The 17,433-nt window shown below is 56.1% G+C and carries 21 protein-coding genes and 1 tRNA gene; 9 read left to right on the forward strand and 13 right to left on the reverse strand.

What is annotated here, in order from left to right; all coding sequences use genetic code 11:
• From guaA to LN415_05530, 3 genes are all read left to right on the forward strand, one after another.
• Positions 1-698: glutamine-hydrolyzing GMP synthase (gene guaA / locus LN415_05520; GenBank protein MCJ2556553.1), on the forward strand; the 698-nt coding region annotated here is incomplete at its 5' end.
• A gap of 38 nt (positions 699-736) precedes the next feature.
• A complete protein-coding gene (locus LN415_05525) occupies positions 737-1,303 on the forward strand; it encodes a GMP synthase subunit A (protein MCJ2556554.1) in 567 nt (188 codons plus the stop codon).
• The gene (locus LN415_05530; GenBank protein MCJ2556555.1) at positions 1,304-1,513 is read left to right on the forward strand and encodes a hypothetical protein; all 210 of its coding nucleotides are present in this window, start codon (positions 1,304-1,306) and stop codon (positions 1,511-1,513) included.
• Here the strand turns inward: LN415_05530 and LN415_05535 are convergent.
• Together LN415_05535 and LN415_05540 are read right to left on the reverse strand one after the other, a co-directional pair.
• Positions 1,504-2,448, reverse strand: coding sequence for a hypothetical protein (locus LN415_05535; protein ID MCJ2556556.1), 945 nt, complete (start codon positions 2,446-2,448; stop codon positions 1,504-1,506). The genes LN415_05530 and LN415_05535 overlap by 10 nt on opposite strands.
• 44 nt (positions 2,449-2,492) lie before the next feature.
• The gene (locus LN415_05540; protein ID MCJ2556557.1) at positions 2,493-2,909 is read right to left on the reverse strand and encodes a DUF131 domain-containing protein; all 417 of its coding nucleotides are present in this window, start codon (positions 2,907-2,909) and stop codon (positions 2,493-2,495) included.
• Between the two features lie 113 nt (positions 2,910-3,022).
• Between LN415_05540 and LN415_05545 the strand changes: the two genes are divergently transcribed.
• On the forward strand, positions 3,023-3,862 hold the full coding sequence (locus LN415_05545) for a hypothetical protein (protein MCJ2556558.1): 840 nt from the start codon (positions 3,023-3,025) through the stop codon (positions 3,860-3,862).
• Here LN415_05545 and LN415_05550 read toward each other — a convergent pair.
• A complete protein-coding gene (locus tag LN415_05550; protein MCJ2556559.1) occupies positions 3,850-4,305 on the reverse strand; it encodes a Mut7-C RNAse domain-containing protein in 456 nt (151 codons plus the stop codon). The two genes, LN415_05545 and LN415_05550, sit on opposite strands and share 13 nt — an antisense overlap.
• Positions 4,302-4,940 (reverse strand): 2,5-diamino-6-(ribosylamino)-4(3H)-pyrimidinone 5'-phosphate reductase, encoded by a 639-nt coding sequence (locus LN415_05555; protein MCJ2556560.1) that lies wholly within the window; start codon positions 4,938-4,940, stop codon positions 4,302-4,304. Before LN415_05555 ends, LN415_05550 begins: the two co-directional genes overlap by 4 nt.
• Positions 4,941-5,023: 83 nt before the next feature.
• On the opposite strand from LN415_05555, the gene LN415_05560 reads away from it, so the two are divergent.
• Positions 5,024-5,788 carry a PAC2 family protein gene (locus tag LN415_05560; GenBank protein MCJ2556561.1) on the forward strand — a complete coding sequence of 255 codons (765 nt, stop codon included), beginning with the start codon at positions 5,024-5,026 and terminating at the stop codon, positions 5,786-5,788.
• Here LN415_05560 and LN415_05565 read toward each other — a convergent pair.
• The gene (locus LN415_05565) at positions 5,766-6,809 is read right to left on the reverse strand and encodes an RNA 3'-terminal phosphate cyclase (protein ID MCJ2556562.1); all 1,044 of its coding nucleotides are present in this window, start codon (positions 6,807-6,809) and stop codon (positions 5,766-5,768) included. The genes LN415_05560 and LN415_05565 overlap by 23 nt on opposite strands.
• A gap of 102 nt (positions 6,810-6,911) precedes the next feature.
• Between LN415_05565 and LN415_05570 the strand changes: the two genes are divergently transcribed.
• Genes LN415_05570 through LN415_05580 form a run of 3 tightly spaced genes read left to right on the forward strand, consistent with a single transcriptional unit; the run spans position 6,912 to position 9,573 of the window.
• Positions 6,912-7,448: an N-acetyltransferase gene (locus LN415_05570; GenBank protein ID MCJ2556563.1), complete on the forward strand. Its 537-nt coding sequence runs from the start codon at positions 6,912-6,914 to the stop codon at positions 7,446-7,448.
• Positions 7,393-8,550, forward strand: coding sequence for a DegT/DnrJ/EryC1/StrS family aminotransferase (locus LN415_05575; protein MCJ2556564.1), 1,158 nt, complete (start codon positions 7,393-7,395; stop codon positions 8,548-8,550). Before LN415_05570 ends, LN415_05575 begins: the two co-directional genes overlap by 56 nt.
• 45 nt (positions 8,551-8,595) lie before the next feature.
• Positions 8,596-9,573, forward strand: a complete 978-nt coding sequence (locus LN415_05580) for a Gfo/Idh/MocA family oxidoreductase (protein MCJ2556565.1) — start codon at positions 8,596-8,598, stop codon at positions 9,571-9,573.
• Here the strand turns inward: LN415_05580 and LN415_05585 are convergent, their stop codons facing one another.
• From LN415_05585 to LN415_05605, 5 genes are all read right to left on the reverse strand, one after another.
• Positions 9,574-10,869, reverse strand: coding sequence for a nucleotide sugar dehydrogenase (locus LN415_05585; protein ID MCJ2556566.1), 1,296 nt, complete (start codon positions 10,867-10,869; stop codon positions 9,574-9,576).
• A gap of 47 nt (positions 10,870-10,916) precedes the next feature.
• Complete coding sequence (locus LN415_05590) at positions 10,917-13,649, reverse strand: HAD-IC family P-type ATPase (GenBank protein MCJ2556567.1); 2,733 nt, start codon at positions 13,647-13,649, stop codon at positions 10,917-10,919.
• 46 nt (positions 13,650-13,695) lie between these two features.
• Positions 13,696-13,772: transfer RNA gene (locus LN415_05595), tRNA-Gly, on the reverse strand.
• A gap of 28 nt (positions 13,773-13,800) precedes the next feature.
• Positions 13,801-14,055, reverse strand: a complete 255-nt coding sequence (locus LN415_05600) for a UPF0147 family protein (GenBank protein ID MCJ2556568.1) — start codon at positions 14,053-14,055, stop codon at positions 13,801-13,803.
• Between the two features lie 45 nt (positions 14,056-14,100).
• Complete coding sequence (locus LN415_05605) at positions 14,101-14,424, reverse strand: Lrp/AsnC ligand binding domain-containing protein (GenBank protein MCJ2556569.1); 324 nt, start codon at positions 14,422-14,424, stop codon at positions 14,101-14,103.
• Positions 14,425-14,580: 156 nt separating this feature from the next.
• Between LN415_05605 and LN415_05610 the strand changes: the two genes are divergently transcribed.
• On the forward strand, positions 14,581-14,862 hold the full coding sequence (locus LN415_05610) for a hypothetical protein (protein ID MCJ2556570.1): 282 nt from the start codon (positions 14,581-14,583) through the stop codon (positions 14,860-14,862).
• Here the strand turns inward: LN415_05610 and LN415_05615 are convergent.
• From LN415_05615 to dcd, 3 genes are all read right to left on the reverse strand, one after another.
• Positions 14,859-15,650, reverse strand: a complete 792-nt coding sequence (locus tag LN415_05615; GenBank protein MCJ2556571.1) for a zinc ribbon domain-containing protein — start codon at positions 15,648-15,650, stop codon at positions 14,859-14,861. The two genes, LN415_05610 and LN415_05615, sit on opposite strands and share 4 nt — an antisense overlap.
• An 81-nt stretch (positions 15,651-15,731) precedes the next feature.
• On the reverse strand, positions 15,732-16,799 hold the full coding sequence (locus tag LN415_05620; GenBank protein MCJ2556572.1) for a formate--phosphoribosylaminoimidazolecarboxamide ligase: 1,068 nt from the start codon (positions 16,797-16,799) through the stop codon (positions 15,732-15,734).
• A gap of 85 nt (positions 16,800-16,884) precedes the next feature.
• Positions 16,885-17,370, reverse strand: a complete 486-nt coding sequence (dcd, locus tag LN415_05625; GenBank protein ID MCJ2556573.1) for a dCTP deaminase — start codon at positions 17,368-17,370, stop codon at positions 16,885-16,887.
• Between the last annotated feature and the right edge of the window lie 63 nt (positions 17,371-17,433).

The raw sequence follows: 17,433 nt of genomic DNA on the forward strand, positions 1-17,433 counted from the left end.
AGGACCGGTTCCTCGATGCGCTCGAGGGGGTCACCGATCCAGAGGAGAAACGGAAGATCATAGGGAGCAAGTTCATCGAGGTCTTTGAGCGGGAAGCGATTGATTGGGGAGCTGCGTATCTCGTCCAGGGAACAATCGCCCCAGATTGGATCGAGAGCGGTGGTCAGCTCCGCGATACCATCAAGTCTCATCACAATGTGGGCGGCCTTCCGTCCTCGATGAAGCTCAAGCTGGTCGAGCCCTTGAGGGACCTCTACAAGGACGAGGTGAGGAAGGTGGCAAGGTCGCTGGGCATATCCGTTTCCGAGAGGCAACCATTCCCCGGTCCCGCACTTGCCATAAGGATACTCGGCGAGGTTACCCCAGCAAGAGTGGAAGTGGTCAGGGAAGCCTGCGCGATAGCTGAGGAGGAGATTGAGAAGGCTGCCGAATCAGGGAAGATGGACGTCCCGTGGCAGTACTTCGCCGTCCTTCTCCCGCTCAAGTCCGTGGGCGTCCAAGGAGACGTGCGTGCCTACGGGAACACTGTCGCCGTTCGAGCCGTGGAGTCCGTCGACGGCATGACTGCCAATTATATGCGCATTCCACATGACGTTCTCGAAACGATTTCCGTGAGAATCACAAACGAGATCAAGACTGTCAACCGAGTCGTCTACGACATCACCCACAAACCGCCCGCCACAATAGAGTGGGAGTAGCGGTCAAAGGTTTATATTCTGTTTCTCGATGACCTTATGTGAAGGTATTCGTCATCGACAACGGCGGACAGTGGACGCACAGGGAGTGGAGGGTCCTGCGAGACATTGGCGTCGATACGAAGATTATTCCAAACACGACCCCTCTTGACGAGATCGATGCGGACGGTCTCGTCCTTTCTGGCGGGGCGCCCAGCGTCGGCTTGGAAGTGGACAAGATGGGCAGAAACAGCGAATATTTGGGGAAGGCGGACATACCCATCCTAGGCATCTGCGCAGGCCATCAGTTCATGGCGATATTCTTTGGCGGGAAGGCAGGGGCATCTGGAATCCCTGAGTTCGGCAAAGCCACGATAATCGTCGATGAGGAGGACGATCTCTTCGTGGGCTTGCCGAGGAAGTTCGAGGCATGGGAATCCCATAATGACGAGGTCAGCGAGGTTCCGCGCGACTTCATCGTCCTCGCTCACTCGGAGAACTGTCCGGTCCAATCCATGAAACACGCCGAGAGGCCCCTCTACGGCCTTCAGTTCCATCCTGAGGTCGAGCACACGGAGCACGGCTACGAGATATTCAAGAACTTCATCAGAATATGCGAGGAAGAATAGATGGACAGGGCCAAGGTCATAAAGGATGCTCTGGAGCGCAGGAGAAAGAACGAGACGCTCGAGAGGGCAATCGGAAAGGCCGTGAGGAGATCTGGCGGGAAGTACGAGGACTACATCGAGGTCATGTCACGCATAAGGGAGGTGAGGAAGGCGGAGGGCCTCACCCTCGAGGAGGCCGCTCGCGAAGTGGCGAGCGTCCATCAATTGTAAATCTCTCTGTTGAGAATGTGCGTTGGTCTTTCACTGTTCAGAACCTTCAGCACCTGTTCAGCGACAATCTTGCCCGCTCTTACCTGAGCCTCCTTTGTCGACGCGCCCAGATGAGGCGTCAAGTGAATGTTCTCGAATCTCAGAAGCGGACTATCCATAGGGGGTTCGTTTTCGAAGACGTCAAGAGCTGCACCTGCGATGAGTCCATCCTTGAGCGCGTCTGCAAGTGCGGCCTCATCCACAATCCCGCCCCTCGCGCAATTGACCAGGTATGCTGTCTCTTTCATGGTCTCCAGTTGTTCCTTTCCGATGAGACCCCTAGTCTTGGACGTCAGAACCGCATGGATGCTCACGAAGTCCGCTTCCTTCAGAAGTCTCGGAAGCTCAACCAGTTCCACTCCAATCTCTCTAGCGATCCTCCCCTTCAGATAAGGATCGAATGCGAGAATCCTCATTTCGAACGCCTTTGCCCGCTTTGCGACTTCGGCACCGATCCTCCCGGCACCCACGAGACCAAGGACCTTGTACTGAAGCTCCGTTCCAATGAACTTCTTCTTTTCCCATTTCCCGGCCCTCATACTTCGATCGGAGAACACGAGGTTCCTTGCCAGCGAGATCATGTGCCCCATCGCCAGCTCGGCGACGGACACGGTGCTCCCCCTTGGCGAGAAGACGACCGGAATCTTCCTGGCGGTCGCTGCCTTGACATCGATGTTGTCCACCCCGACGCCCGCTCTTCCGATGACCTTGAGGTTCTCTCCCTTCTGGATGACGTCCCCGGTCACCTTCGTTTTGCTTCTCACGATTATGGCGTCATAGCGACCGATGTGGCTGAGCAGCTCGATCGCTCCGTAATCCATCACATCGACTTCGTGCTTGGCTCTCAGAAGGTCGATTGCCTCCTCCGCGATTGCATCGTTCACAAGGATCTTCATTTGACCACGGGGGGGGAAATGGTCTGCAATATAAAAAGCCGAGGTCATCCCAAAAGCCCGGGAATGAAAAACACCATACTGACGATTAGTACGACTACCAGAACTATCGCGAGCACGATCGCGATCATGGACATCTTCACGTCCGAGCCCACGATTATCGGGATTGGTCCCAGCATCACCACCCCGCCGAATCTCTTCTCGGGCCCTTCGGCGGGAGGGGTTCCTTGCCTCGCGGTGTCCGACCCTCCGGAAGGCAATTTCGCGGGGATCGAGCCCAGGAACCCGACGAAGAATGCACCGATCACGCAGAGAATGCCGAAGAAGCCCCAGATGTCCGATCCGACGTAGACAGGGAAGATCAGGGCAAGATAGACCGTCCCACCGCCCTCAGCCACGCTCACAGCCAGTAGCGCGATGCCCGAGATGAATAGCCCGAGAGCGATGAGGAACGCCTTTCTCATCAGGTTTCCTATTCTCCTGTGCGTATTAATCCTTTGGGTGGCCGTTCTCGGGGAGGTCAGATTAACCTTTTTATGTCCGCAAACGATTCCTCTTCCGAATGCTGGAGAACATCGTGGCCCAAATCTTCAGATCCCAGGGCTTCTCGGTAGAGCTTGAGAAGAACAGGATTCGGGCCCAGAAAGCTGGCAAATCGGTTTTCGTGGCGATCATTTCAGAGGGGGAGCTCGACACCTTCCTGGGAGAGGTCAGCAAGGAACCCTGGTTCAAGATCGCCATTCCAACGTACGAGTTCTCAGGCAAGGAGCAGAAAGCGGCTCTGGATCGCAAGGTCTTGCTCTGGGGACTCGATGAGGTGGAGGATCGCATAAAGGGGGAACTCTTCGAGGTGCTCGATCTCCCGCGGGATCTGGAGGAGGCGGAGAAGGCGAAAGAGGTGATCGTCAGACCGGTCCTCACAAAAGACGACATCAGAGAGATCGGAAAGAAGACGGTGAGAGGATTCAACTTCATGCTTCAGCTGGTCCCTCACTTCGTATATGAGTTCGAGAGCGTGTTGCATGTACATGGTGAGGAGGACAGGGTCGTGGACGGATGCATCGCCGTCAACGCCCTGACATCCCAGTGGGAGACCTGGGAGATGGACTTCGAGACCGTCGAGGCAATCGACACCACTCACGAGACCCTTGAGCCGAAGATTGATGAGGAGTCCGCCTCGGAGATTGCCAGAGAGGCCGCCCGCGAGCTCGGGACGAAGGAGGTCGAGAGCGTTCACGAGGCAGACCACGCAACGATAGTCGAGAGGAGAATCGAGAGCCCCGAGGAGAAGGACATCTCGACGAAACATGCGGGATTGGTCTACCTCCCAGTGTGGTGCGTCGAGGGCACGCTGGGCGCGATAATCGTGAATTCGAACACGGGGAAAATCGTCAGAGAGGACTACTACGAGACCTGACTCTTGATCTTCTCAATCTTCTCGAGGATTCCTCCCCAATGACTTCCCCGCCAGTAATGCTTTCCACATTCCTTGCATCGCCAGAACATGTCCCGATCAGTTAGGATGTCATCGGGCACATTGCCTTCTGCATCTCCCCGCCCGATCTTCTCGATCAGACCGTTGCAGGCAGAACATCTGGACATCGGTTCCTCGACTTCCAGGTTGAGCGCTCGGAGTACCTGGATGAGCTGGTCGTCGATGCCCCCGCTCTCCACGTACAGGGCTTCGACGTCCTTGTTGCCGCTGAGCTCCTTGTCTCTCGTCAGGATCACGCGGCCCTCGGACAGGGCGATTTCCTTCAGTTCCCTGTCGCTCACGGGGCCCACGAACCCCGTGTCGAACCCCAGGAACCTCAACCATTTTGCCAAGGTGCCGAGCATATGATCGCAGAGAAGCTTCACCTTTCCACCGCGTATTCAAGAAGCAGGCCCTCCCCGAGCGCTGTGTGCGCAACGAGTTCGAGTTTGGCAATATCGGCGAGGGAGTGGAACCCCTCTCCGTCCGCGGGGGTTGGTGAGCTCTTGCCACCGATGATGATGCTGCCAACGAAAACCTTGAACTCATCGACCAGTCGCTCGCGGAAGAAGGACCATATGACATCGCCGCCCCCCTCGACGAGCACGCTGGAGTGCCCCTTGTCGTGAAGAATGGACATGAGCTTCGTCAGATCGACCCTGCCCTTGCCGCACCTGATGGCTTCGGCCCCGCCAAAATCACGAGAGCATTCATCCGAAGTCACGACGATGGTGTCCGCATCACCGTCGAAGACGGCTGCGTCATCGGGCGTCCTCCCACTCGAGTCAAGCACCAGCCTCACGGGATTCCTGATCTCGGAAACGTGCTCGGGGCTGACCAGCAAGCTTGGGTCGTCCGCCAGAACCGTGCCAACGCCAACGATGATCACGTCAACGGAGTTCCTGAGCTCGTGGACCCGCCTCATGTCCTCGTCGCTCGAGATCCTCGTCTGCCTCCTCGTGGGAAGGGCTATCTTCCCGTCCGCGGACATGGCGCAATTGACAATGACTCGCGGTTTCACGATGTATGATATTCCCTTATCATTTAACGTTTTTCGAAGGGTGAGACTTAAATAGAGGCTCCCAGATTGAAGCGACGCTGACCATGGAGAACATTCACATATACGAGCTCAGGAGGATGGACCTGAAGGGGGCTACTGTCATAGATGGCTTTCCGAGCGTCGGTCTCGTGAGCTCGATAGTCGCGAACTACATCATAAACGCTCTCAACCTCGAGCAAGTGGCAATAATGGATTCCGTCTATTTTCCGACGGTCTCGCTGATAAGGGACGGAGAACCCATGAACCCCGTCCGCATCTACGCGGGTTCAAAGGAGGAGACCAAGGACAAGATCGTCGTGTTCATATCGGAGTTCCAGCCGCCACCGAATCTCATCAAGGTGATTGCGGCGGCCGTCATAGACTGGGCAGAGGACCAGAAGTGCAAAATGCTGCTGTGCCCCGAGGGCCTCGTAGTGGACAGGGAATCTCCCGCCGAGGACCGCACCGAGATAAAGGTCTACGGCATAGGAAGCACCAACTTCGCAGGCAACGTGCTCAGGGAGCATTCCATAACGGTCTTCGAGGAGGGCGTCATCACAGGGGTCGCAGGTGTTCTCCTGAACGAGGGGAAGAAACGGGACTTCAACGTCATCAGCCTACTAAGCGAGGCACACCCGGACTACCCAGATGCACGGGCGGCTGCACGAGTGATAGAGACGATCGATAGGATCTTGCTGCACACGGAGCTCGATGCGCAGCCTCTGTACGAGGAGGCGGAGAGGATCGAGAACCAGTTGAAGAGCATACACAAGCAGACTGCCACGGCAAAGAGGACCCCGGCTCCCGCTAGACCCTCCATGTACGGCTAGGCTGGATTTCTATTCTCCACCTTCCGTCGAGTTTCCTTGTCTGGAAGGAGGCATCAAGGAACTTCTCCAGCAACCACATGTGCGTCTTGGCATGACCTGTTATCTCCTTCACGACGAAGGTCGAGGGTCCGTCCGCGATTGCTAGATAGGGAAGGATCTGATCGGACAGATGTGTGTCGGCCGTCGCTCCTGCATCTCTCTCGCGAAGGAGAGAGTCCGCGGCGTTCCGGGCGACTTCCTCCGCCTTCACACCCCTCTCTGCCAGAGCGTCCGACCCGAGGATGATGTCTCCTGCCACTGCCCGGAGGACGACAGCGCCGCCCTGACCTGTGGCTCGGTCCTCCTTCAGGCTCTCTGTCCGAATCGTTGTCTCTGCGACATCCTCCAGCCCGCTCAGAGCCCTTTCCATTCTCTCCAAGATATGGCCTGGCAGGTTCCCGACGTGGACGAACCCATCGATCCTCTCCACGGGGGGTAGATCGGTCCATTCCTGTCCGCTCAACTCCTTGCACGGTTTCACGGTGACGCGGATGTTCCCGCCGCCTCTTGGGTAGTAGCCCCTTCTGACCTGCTCCACGGTGACGTCCCCGCCGATACGCCTGAGCACGGGCAGGAAAACATGCTCGAAATAGTCCCATGGCGGCGACCACCTAACGTCCGTACCGCCCGTCACGCTGATGCGACACCCGCGACCGGACGAAAGGGCGGGAAGAAGACATGCCTGGAGCACCAGTGTCACGCTCCCAGCAGTGCCTATGTCAAAGCGGAAGTCCCCGCCAGAGAGCTCGCCGGGGACGAAGTGTACCTCCATGGACCCCTTGTGCAGGTTCTCGACCTTCGCGCCGGACAGCTCTGCAACGCTCCTGATGGACGTGAGATGCTGGTTGGCCAATCCAGGTTTGGGTCTGTTGGCCCTTATGTTGAATATCCTGACATCCTTTCCGGTGAGCGCAGAGAAGGCCACGGCCATCCTGAGAATCTGACCTCCTCCCTCACCGTAACCTCCGTCGATTTCGATCAAGCTGTTCGGGTTCGTAATCCACCTCCTTAGATAACTTTTTCGCGTACCGTGACTGAGCAAAGTTCTTATCGTTGGGACTCTTTCGCGGAAATGGCGACATCAATGCCTGTGACGATCCACAAAACCGCTGAGGTCTCCACTCAGGCCGAGATAGGAGATGACACGTCGATCTGGAATGAGGTCCAAGTGCGGGAGGGCGCGAGGATCGGGAAGAACTGCAGGATAGGGAAGTGCGCCTACATCGGAAAGGACGTGGTTCTCGGCGACGGCTGCAAGATACAGAACAGGGCGACCCTCTATGAGGGTGTGACCTTGGGCGACTACGTCTTCGTGGGTCCGCATGTGACGTTCACGAACGACCTCTACCCCCGCGCTTCGGCGGATGATTTCGAGTTGGTCCCCACGCTGGTGGAGGACCACGCCTCCATCGGTGCTGGCTCGGTTGTGCTCTGCGGAATAACGATTGGAAGATACGCCATGATCGGTGCGGGGAGCGTGGTCACGAAGAGCGTCCCGCAACATGCCTTGGTCAAGGGGAATCCCGCGGAGGTCGTGGGACGCGTCTGCGAGTGCGGACACAAGCTTGGGGAGGACAACACGTGCAGCACATGCGGGAAGAGAATCGACCTGGAGGTGTGAAGTCCTGATTCCGATAGCGCGTCCCTTTCTCTCGGACGAGGAGATCGAGGCGGTCACCGAGGTTCTGAGATCTGGAATCCTTGCCAGAGGTCCGAGAGTCAAGGAGTTCGAGGAACGATTCGCCGAGTGCATCGGACGAAAGCACGCGATAGCGACATCCTCCGGAACGTCTGCACTCCACATATCAAACCTGCTCATGGGGATATCGGAGAACTCTGAGGTGATAATCCCCCCGCTCACGTTCTTCGCAACGGCCTCAACCGTCCTGTTCTGCGGCGGGCGCCCCGTCTTCGCGGACATCGACCCAGAGACGTACACTCTCGACCCAAGGTCCGCTAAGAGGAGGGTCACGAGTAGGACCAGGGCCATACTGCCTGTCGACCTATACGGACAGACTGCTGATTACGACGCGATCCAAAGAATCGCGGATGAGAATGATCTCAAGATAGTCGAGGACGCCTGCCAGGCTCACGGCGCGGAGTTCAACGGAAAGATGGCGGGAAGCTTCGGGGACATATCCTCCTTCAGCTTCTATGCGACGAAGAACATAACGACGGGCGAGGGCGGAATCGTTCTCACGGACGACGACCAGATTGCCGAGAGGGCGAGGCTGCTCAGGGAGCATGGTGAGGAAACGCACTACAACCACGTCCTGCTGGGCTACAATTACCGAATGATGGAGATCTCGGCGGCCATCGGAATCGTTCAACTTCGAAAGATGGACGAGATAGTCAGAAGGCGTCAGGAGAACGCGAGGATGCTTACCGAGGAGCTCGAGAACGTCAAGGGATTGGAAACCCCGATAACAGGGAAGGGCAGGGTCCATTCCTTCCACCAGTACATTATCCGCGTCAACAAGAAATCGCCCGTGTCCAGGGAGAAACTGATGGAGCATCTCCAGAAGAAGGGAGTCGGTTCTCGGCCAAGCTATCCGATCCCCCTTTACGAGCAACCTGTCCTGAAGAGCCTGAGGATAGCGGGCCAATGCCCAGAGGCCGAGAGGTTGCTGCCACAGCTGCTCGAGTTGCCCGTGCATCCCCACGTCAGGGCAGAGGACATCCAACTAATCGGGAAATCTGTCAGGGAATGCCTCAGGCCGTGAGACCCAAGCAAATGCTTTATCTAATGCCGTTCCTTGAGCGGTATCATGCTCAGAGTGGGAGTCATCGGTGTGGGCTCAATGGGACAGAACCACGCCAGGGTATTCTCGGAGATTGCCGACCTCGTAGGGGTCGTTGACAAGGACCGCGAGACCCGTAGGATCGCCGCCGAGAGGTTCAACACGGAATCATTCGAGAACTACGAGGACCTGCTGAAGAAGGGAGTTGACGCCGTGTCCATCGCCACACCAACGGCCCTCCACTATCAGGTCTCCAAGGATGCGATGGAGGCGGGAGTTCATGTTCTTGTCGAGAAGCCGATGTGCTCGACCATCGAGGAAGCGGGGAAGCTCGTGGAACTGGCCGAGTCGACTGGACTCACCCTCGCCGTCGGCCACATAGAGAGGCACAACCCCGTGGTCGACTTCGCGAAGAAGGGCATCAGGGACGGAAGGTACGGCGATGTGATCACAATATCCGCGCGCCGCGTGAGCAGCCTTCCCACGAGGATCCGTGATGTCGGAGTCATACTCGATCTGGGAATCCACGACATAGACGTGATGAGATACCTGCTCGGAAGCGAGGTCGCGAGCGTCTTCGCCAGCGGTGGAAGGATAAAACACGAGAGCTTCGAGGACCATGCGAACATCATGCTCTCCTTCGAGAACGGCACGAGCGGCCTAGTGGAAGTGAACTGGCTAACGCCCATGAAGGTGAGGAGGCTCTCTCTTACTGGCCTGAAGAACTTCGTGGAAATCGACTACATAACGCAGTCCATCTGGATCTCCTCCTCAAGCCTTGGAAGGCTGGACTCGTTCAATCTGTACCGCATCCCGCTGGAGTTCGACACGAGGAAGATAACGCTGGAAATGCGCGAACCGCTGAAGAACGAGCTCACGGACTTCATGGATGCGATCGAGAAGAAACGGGATCCGCTTATCAGCGGCAGAGATGGGCTAGGGACTCTGAAAGCTGTCATGGCGGCAATCGAGTCGCAGAAGTCCGGAAAGAGGATAGACCTCTGACTACTTGCCTATGGCCTTGTAGATCATTCCAATGGCCTGGAGTTGCGACGTGTGGAAGATGTTGCGGCCGTCAACGACGATTCTTCCTTTCATCTTCGATTTCAGCTCGTCGGGCGTAAGGTTTCGATACGCCTCGTGCCTCGTCACGAAGACTACGGCGTCCGCGTCGCGAAGGGCTTCATCCAGGTCCCTCGTCAGTTCGATCCCCTCGAAGCTGTCGACATAGGGATCGTGGATTGTCACCCTCGCCCCGCTTTCCTTCAGCTTCTCTATCACGGGAAGAGCCGGCGTGTTTCTGGCATCGTCCGAATCCTCGATGAAAGCGAAACCCATGACGGAGACATGCGAGCCTTGAAGATCCTGCCCGGACTCGCGAAAGGCCTCCTTGGTGAGGTCGAACAGATGGTGCGGCATCATATCGTTGATATCCCTGGCAATAGAGATGATGCTTCCCTCGGGGTCCATCCCCGCCCCGTACAGCAGAAGCCATGAATCCTTCGGTAGGCAGTGCCCGCCTACACCTGACCCAGGCTCGTGCATATGCCTGTTGGGTGATGTGTTGACCAACTCCTGCGTCTCGAAAACGCTAATCCCAAGATCCTCGCAGATGAGCGCGAGCTCGTTCGCGAACGCTATCTCGACATCTCGGTAGGCGTTCTCGGTCGTCTTGACGACTTCGGCGGTCAGGGCATCCGTGACAAAGAGCTTGCCCTCAGAAATGTGTGCATAGAGGTCTCTTGCCTTTTCAGCGCTCTCGGGGTTGATTCCTCCGACGATTCTGTTGCATTTTACCAGGTTGTGTATCAGCTTACCGACCTTGAGCCTCTCTGGACAGTGGGCGAGGCAAAAATCCTCGCCGGCCTTGAGGCCAGATTTCTCCTCCAGGATTGTCTTGACGACCTTTGACGTCGTCCCAGGAGCTATCGTGGATTCCACGGAGACGAGCGTTCCCTTGGAGAGGTTCTCACCGATGCTGGACAGCGCAGATTTCAGTGCCTTGAACCCGGGTATCTTGGTCCTCTCGTCTATCGGGGTGTCGACCGAGACAAGGATGGCGTCGGCTTCCTGGCACTTTGAGAAGTCATTGGTGGCCCTGAAGCCGTGGTTGTTGTGCGCCTCTTCGAATAGCTCTTTCAAACCGGGCTCCTTCCCGACTATGGGGCAGATGCCGTCATTGATCATCTTGATTTTCGCCTCGTTTATGTCAATCCCGACGACATCGAAGCCCTTCTTGGAGAACGTGCAGGCAACGGGGATGCCCACGTAGCCCAGTCCAACGACGGCAATCTTGGTCATGATGTCTCGTCAGAAGATTGAGCCCAGATATAAAGGTTTACGACCGTTCATCTGGACGCCACGTTGTCCAGCATTCTGGACCTTATGACCTTATATCCCTCTATGATGAATATAACGCTACTGCTGACGAGCAATATCATAACCCATTCCAGGATCCCGAGCGAGGCGGTATCGAAGACGGAATGCAGCGGAGGTAGGTACACGACGATGAGTTGCAGGATCGCAGAGACAAGCACGGCGAGGACCAGTTTGGGGTTCGACAGAAAGCTCCTCAGACTCAGGGGCTGTCTGGGTGACCTCACCGAGAACACAAAGAAGAGCTGAAACATCACCAGCGTCGTGAAGGCGACCGTCCTGGCCTCCCTCACTTCATGACCCAGATACGTGTAAAGCTGGAAAATCCCAAGCGTCCCGACAAGCATGATGACCCCCACCGAGATTATCATGAAGAGCATCTCACGGTTGATCGGGCTCTCCTTTGGATCCCTCGGCTTTCTCTCCATAATGTCCTCTGGGATTGGGTCAACTCCCAACGCGAGGGCGGGCAGGCCATCCGTAACGAGGTTTATCCACAGTATCTGGATGGGAATGAGGAACGGAAGTAGTTCGGGTTCTGCGAATAGCAGAGTCGCCATGAACATCACAAGGACTTCGCCGACATTAGCGGACAGAAGATAGGCGACGAACTTCCTTATGTTGTCGTATATCCCTCTTCCTTCCTCAGTTGCCTTCACTATGGACGCGAAGTTGTCATCGGTCAGGACCATGTCAGCTGATTCCTTGGCCACGTCCGTCCCACTTATTCCCATGGCGATTCCGATGTCCGCCCTTTTCAAGGCAGGCGCGTCGTTCACGCCATCCCCTGTCATCGCAACGACGTGTCCTCTCTCCTGGAGAGCGGAGACTATCCTGATCTTGTGCTCAGGAGAGACCCTGGCATAGACCGCTATCGACTCGACTTGATTCTCGAGTTCCTCATCGGACATCTTCTCAAGTTCGATTCCCGTGACAACTGAATAGTCGTCCTCTGCGATTTTCATCTGCTTCGCAACCGCCTCAGCAGTGAGCTTGTGGTCTCCGGTGATCATCACGACTCTGATCCCGGCCTTCTTGCTCTTGGCTATGGCTTCTATCGCATCCTTCCTTGGCAGGTCCATCATCGCGACCATGCCCAAGAATATGAAATCGGTTTCCACAGTATTCTCGTTAATCTCCTTGAGGTCTGAAGGGAGCGGTCTGTAGGCGAGGGCCAAGACTCTGAACGCTTCTGAGGCCCATTGCTCATTGAGCTCAAGAATCTCGCCTCTCATCTCATCCGTCATCTGGACGATTTCCCCGCGAACGAGAGCTCTCGAGGACTTCTCGAGGATCCTCTCAGGAGCTCCTTTCGCATGTGCGGTACTCTCTCGGTCCACTGTATGAACAGTCGTCATGAGTTTTCTTTCCGAGGTGAAGGGTATGTCCTTCCTTCTCGGATTCGCCTCCTGCACCTTCCTCACATCGAGGTCGGCCCTCATGCCAAGGACAATGAGAGTCCCTTCTGTAGTGTCCCCGAAAACCTTGTAGTGACCCTCTTCTTCCTTCAAAGAAGAATCGTTGCACAGGATTCCAGTGACTATCAGTTCCCTTAACCCTGGAATCCGTCTCGGGTCAATCTCCTCGCCGTCCCTGTGGAACTTACCAGCAGGTTCGAACCCTTCACCGGAGATTGTATACGTTGTCCCGTCCGCATAGACGCGTCTAATGTTCATCTCGCCTTTCGTCAGGGTTCCCGTCTTGTCTGAACAGATGACTGTGGCACTCCCGAGGGCCTCGACCGCTGGCAGATTCCTGATGAGTGCGTTGCGCTTCGCCATCCTCTGAAGTCCCAGCGCAAGACTAATCGTTACCACGGCCGGTAGACCCTCCGGGATGGCCGCGACTGCGAGGCTGACGGCCACGAGCAACATCAGCACATAATCAGCACTCCTGATCGAGCCCACCAAGAAGACCGCGATGCATGCAAACAGAACGCCAAAGGCAATCTGCTTCCCCAGCCTGTCGAGTTTTTCCTGGAGCGGGACCCTCTTCTCGGGCTCGGTCTGGACCATTCCCGCAATGGCGCCGAGCTCTGTCTGCATCCCAGTGGCAACAGCGATGGCAATCGCCCTTCCGCTCTCCACGATGGTCCCAGTGTGCACCATGTTCTTCCTGTCACCGATAATGACATCCCCTGGAATGGGTGCCGAGTCCTTGGAGATTGGAACAGACTCGCCTGTCAGAGAAGCCTCATTCACTCTGAGATTCGATTCCTCCTTGATCCGACAATCGGCCGGGATTACGTCCCCCATCTTGAGGGATACTAAGTCACCAGGAACGAGTTCGCGGGCCGGGATGAGGGTTAATTCACCGCCGCGCAGAACCGTAGCTCGCGGAGCCGCCATTGCCTTGAGCGCGAGAATTGCCTTCTCGGCCTTGTACTCCTGAACGAATCCGAAGACAGCGTTCAGGATGACGATAATCGTTATGACGATGGCGTCATATATCTCCTCCATCCCTTCCTCTTTCATTATTCCGATGACGGCTGAAATGATTGCGGCGATTATGAGAATGATGACCATGAGGCTCAGGAATTGCCTCAGGAATATCTTGAGTGGTGATGTCCGTGCGGTCTCGACCAGCTCGTTGGGTCCATATTGCTCGAGTCGCTGCGCCGATTCCTCGTTCGAAAGCCCCTCGGGACCAGTCTCAAGCTTCTTGGCAGTCTCAGAATGCGACAGGTTCCACCATGGCTCAGGCATTTGCATTCAAAATGCAATTGCCATATATAAACGGCACAGAATCAGTTGGTGCGGCTGCCGGGATTTGAACCCGGGCAATGAGGTTGGGAACCTCAGATCCTAACCAGGCTAGATCACAACCGCTCATGGAAAACGGGAGAGTCCCACACGCCTACTTGACCGTCTCCAGCTGGCTCATGATGTTCCATATGAGCGTCCTGCCGTGCAGAGGTATGTTCGGATCGTTCGCAAGCTCGTCGAGTATGAAGTTGGCTCCCGCGACTCTCACGTCCAGTGCCTCATCCCTACGAAGAAGTCTATCCTTGGCTTCAGTTGCCCCTCTTCTTATGTTCCGGGGAACGGAAGTGTCCTCTGCGAGTTGGTCGAGAGCGCCCATAATCTGCCTCAATCTCCCTTCCGCATCCACGGGACCACCTCACCATAGGTGATAGCCTTCTGCGTTTAAAAGCTTTCAATCGGGGGCGGGTTTTGCCTGGCCGCCTTCCTTGTATATCGTGACGACCATTAGTGTCTTGGTCTCCTTGACCCCCCTAATGGACGCCAAGGACTCAACGACGAAGTCCTTCAGGCCCTTGTAGTTGCTGAACCTCGCCTTGGCGACTATGTCCGTGTCCCCGGTCACCAAGAAGACATCCTCTACGATGTCGAACTCTGAGATCTTCGTGGCGACCTTGTCAGCCTCCTTCGTGTCGACCTTTATCGTTATGACGGCAGAGACCTGGTCCTCGCCGTAGTAGCTCGATATATATTGGTCCATGTCGGACTCCTCTTTCATCCTACCAACCCCATTGAGAATCTCAGTGGACTTTATTTAATGCTTTCTGAGAGACCGCAGAAATCCCAGAAACATTTTAATAGACCAATTGGATGACAAACTGGCCAGCTGACTGATATCAACCATCTGACCTACACATATACAGGATGGCTTCGTTTGAGCAAGGACGAGAAACGCAAGATGATCATCGAGAGCATCGTCGAAGGCCGGAAGATGGAGGCCTATGCGGAGCACAGGACGAAGGATATGCACGTCTGCTCCTTCTGTGACAAGATACTCTACAGAAGAACCCCAATGAAGAAGATCGGAGAGAAGTGGGTATGCATAGACTGCCTGCGACAGCTCAAGGAAATGCTGGATACACTGGAACAGTGGGAACAGGAAATCAGTTTGCAGAAAGAGATGAAGAAGCAGCTGGATGATGGGATGGGTCCCTAGGATTTCACACGGGTGCCGCACGACCTGCAGAAGACGTCGGCCTCATCGGGTTTCTTCCCGCAACCATCGCAGACAACGACGGCCTTGGCGCCGCACTTTCTGCAGAACGCGTCCTCCGGACGGGCGTCTGCACCGCACGAGGAACAGGTCTGTGCTTCTCGCTCGGCTCTAGCAGTCTCGGGTTTCACTCCGGAGAGAGCCTCCTCCGCGGCTTTCCTGGACTGGACCGCATAGGACAGCGCCTGAGTGTAGTCATCCGTACTCTCACATTCATCACAGAGCACGAGGAGTCTATCCGCCTCCGAGACATCCAGCCCCGACTCCCTCGCCTTCCCAATGGCCTCCAAGGCCAACGATCTGGAGAATCTGGATTCCATGTAGTTCTCCGGGAACTTGTCCTTGAGCACCTCCTTGGTCGTTGGCTCGGACTCGACGAAACCGTCCCGGGCGGCAGGTTCGGCTACAGTGGTGGGCGTCACCTTGACCGTCTTCATCAGGTCCTTGGCCTGATCGGTCATGTCGAGGGAGCCTCGGTAGTCCCCCCGCCTCAAGGCTTGGTCGGCTTGATCAAGCGTCTTGTTCACGTTGCTCAAGTTTGTCCCGTCCCGGGCGAGCGTGTTGCTGATTGCCCGAGCGTTCAGGATGGCGTTGTATGCCTGGTCCTCGAGCGGTTCCTTCTTGGAACGTGACATCCGCCTCTTGCGAAGAATCCTCATCTCGACTATCACCACGATGATGAAAATGACCATGATGACTCCGAGAACGAGCAGTTGTTCGATATAGTCCATTCGGTTCAAGTATTTTTATGCCCTGCCTCCTTAAAACTCTTTCTCTGTGGGAATCGCAGAGAATCTCGCGCCACGGCATATCTAGCTCGTGACTTCTGGCAGCTTGTCCCGCTCAAGGGCCATCTTCAGCTCCCTCGCGATTCTCCTGCCCGTGGACATGTCCGCCTCGATGTAGTCGGAGTATGGTGACCCGCTCACGAACAGATTGGTGCCAGCGACTATCCTTGATGATATCTCGAAGACCTTGATTTCCAGCTCATCCGTTATTATCGTCTCCAGACAGAAGGGGCCCACCATCCCGCCAAAAAGCTCGATCGACCGCTCGATTGTGGCCTCACCGATGTCGAATGCCTTCGGAAGCAGTGACTCGCGCAGCACTACTGGCACATTCCCGGTGACGATGAACGTGGGGAATATCCCGAGCTTCTTCAGCGCCTCCTGTGCACCCAATTTGTACATCTCGTCGATGTTGGACTCGTCCCGCCTGTCCATTCCCAGGACCTCGAGCGAGCCCGTGCTGAGCCTGTAACCCTCCTCCTTGATGGGCGAGAAGAAGAAGTGGATGTAATACCTCGTGCCGAGTATGTATTCCTGTATCGTGAAGGGCTGTTTATGGTCTATTCCCACCTTGAAATCGTGGAAGTCCTTCGCGATGAAGAACCCGCGGCCTCCCTTTGCGCCGTGGTACTTCACCAGGACCGGCCTGTCTATGTCCTCGGGCCTCTCTATCAACGCCGGCATGCCGATACCAGCCGACTCGAGCCACTGCCTCTCTTTCTCCCGGTCGGATTCCCATTCGAGCACCCTCCTGTTCCCGAACGTAGGAACCTGGAGGTCCTCGAAGACCCTTGGACCCACATACTCGACGAATGACCCGTGTGGAACGATGACAGCGTGTTTCGCGACGAGGTCGTCCACCCGGTCAGGAATCTCAGAGTAGTCATCAACGACGAGGTACTCATCCGGCTCCGCAAGAGGGAACGCCTTGAAGAGCTTGGGAACGCTGCCTACGGCGATTCCGAGGGTTCTGAAGCCCTCCTTCTTCGCACCGTGGAAAATCTGAAGGCTTGTATGAGAACAGACCGTGCAAATCGTCAGATCCTTCTCGTATTCCTCAAGGATACTGTTGATTGTCTGCTTGGGAACCATATTGATTAACAGCCTTGCGTTCTTAAATCTTTTGCGGCACCAGACCGCGAAGCGTCGGAGAACCCAGCATGGTGATCAGGACGATTCATCGGGTCTTCTTGAGCGTGATTCCCTTCTGATTCTGGAAATGGCCAGACCTCTCGTCGTACTTCCTTCTGGCGGGTCGCTCAAGCTTCTCGAAAACGACCTGAGCGAAGGTCTCCCCGATCGGCACGTCTATGACCTCTCTGGTCGAATTGAAGGCGGACAGTGTGAGGTTTCCCTCAAAGCCCGCATCGACCTTCCCGAAGGAGGCCATCACACCTCTTCTCGCCCAAGACGTGCGTATCCAGAGCTGTGCCGCAATGTCCTCGCTCATCTCAACCCGCTCTTTCGTCCCAATCGCGAACCAAGTCTGCGGAGGGACCTCTGCCCTTCCCTCATTCACGGTCCTGTCCACGCCGGAGACGAACACCTCTTCGATCGTGAGATCATATCCGTTGGGTGTCAGGTTCTCCTCTCTGAAGTCCGTGATCCTGAGCTTCCCCTCGCGCATGAACTCCGATATGTCCACGTCGGACAGGATTGTCATACAGGACGTATTCTGACTACAGGACTAAAAACCTTGCCCTTGCGCGAGGATTGGGACGGTATC

Source organism: Candidatus Thermoplasmatota archaeon (assembly GCA_022848865.1).
Classification (GTDB): domain Archaea; phylum Thermoplasmatota; class Thermoplasmata; order RBG-16-68-12; family JAGMCJ01; genus JAGMCJ01.